This is a genomic window from Halobacteriovorax sp. DA5 (assembly GCF_002903145.1).
Taxonomy (GTDB): Bacteria; Bdellovibrionota; Bacteriovoracia; order Bacteriovoracales; family Bacteriovoracaceae; genus Halobacteriovorax_A.
In genome coordinates this window covers 1-300 of the sequence record NZ_PPDJ01000005.1, presented here as the reverse complement: position 1 = coordinate 300, position 300 = coordinate 1, and the positions used below count along the sequence as shown (strand labels likewise).

The 300-nt window shown below is 34.7% G+C and carries 1 protein-coding gene; it reads right to left on the bottom strand.

Going from position 1 to position 300, the window contains the following annotated elements:
• Positions 1–300 (bottom strand): hypothetical protein (locus C0Z22_RS16020; protein ID WP_158246874.1); only part of this gene is annotated, 300 nt, incomplete at both ends.

The window sequence follows — 300 nt, the reverse complement described above, 5'->3', positions numbered from 1 at the left end:
TCTTTTTTTTCAAGCTCATTTCTTAATAATTTTTCCTTCTTCAAGAAGAAGCCTGGTGCATTTGGTGAAATTTCAACATTTGGAGAAATCAAGCCGCGCAGACAAACAAGGTCTTCTTTTTGTAGGCAGTTCTTTAAGTCATTTTTAAAAGAGGCCCAATCTTGATGTTTTCGCACTTTTTTGTCTAATTCGAGTTTTTCTAAGACATGCTTTGGACAGCCTATCTTTTTTAGTGGTTGTTTGTCTGTATCTAGTAAGTTGATTGATGCACACTCTTTAGTTTGCTTATGAAAAAGCGTA